The organism is Vibrio sp. 1069 (assembly GCF_033340555.1).
The window spans coordinates 1-631 of sequence record NZ_JAWOWP010000527.1; the positions used below are offsets into that span (position 1 = coordinate 1).

The 631-nt window shown below is 49.4% G+C and carries 1 protein-coding gene; it reads right to left on the reverse strand.

Annotated features, from left to right (window positions below; all coding sequences use genetic code 11):
- Nucleotides 1–61: 61 nt before the first annotated feature.
- A partial coding sequence (locus R7040_RS27550) for an NAD(P)H-dependent oxidoreductase (RefSeq protein WP_318097755.1) occupies nt 62–631 on the reverse strand: 570 nt, incomplete at its 5' end.

The window sequence follows — 631 nt, forward strand, 5'->3', positions numbered from 1 at the left end:
GCTAACGGAACCGCGATAACGGCGGCTACAAGGTACACAAAGGCTTGTAAGAATATCCCTGTCATGACGCCTCCTTGATGAGCTCCGGCAATGCACTGTTAAGTTTAATGAGCGAAGCGGCGGCCTCGACATCCAATCGGTCTTCGACCAGTGCCGTTAAGAGCTTTTTATAGCGTTCAATATGGCGCGGGATACGACCTTCTTCGGCTGCGGTACGCGACCCAAACAAAGCAAGAGGCGCAATATAGTGCATACCCGTGAGTGCGGACATTTGCTCGATAGGAGCGAGCAGTTCCCGAATCGTAAAATGGTTGTAGCCTTCGGCTTTGTAGGCTTCTTCTTTGCCGCCGGCAGAAAGCACGCACAGCATGGTTTTGCCTTGCAGTTCGGTTCCTTCGGTGCCGTATGCAAAGCCGTATTCCAACACCAAATCTTGCCATTCTTTCAAAATCGCTGGTGTTGAGTACCAGTAAAGCGGGAATTGGAAAATCACCACATCATGTTCACGAAGGCGTTGTTGTTCTCGGTCGATATTGATGTTGAAACGAGGGTACTCACCGTACAAGTCAACGCATGTCACGCCTTCGATTTTTTGAGCTTCTTTGAAAAGTGGAGTATTCACTTCTGAACG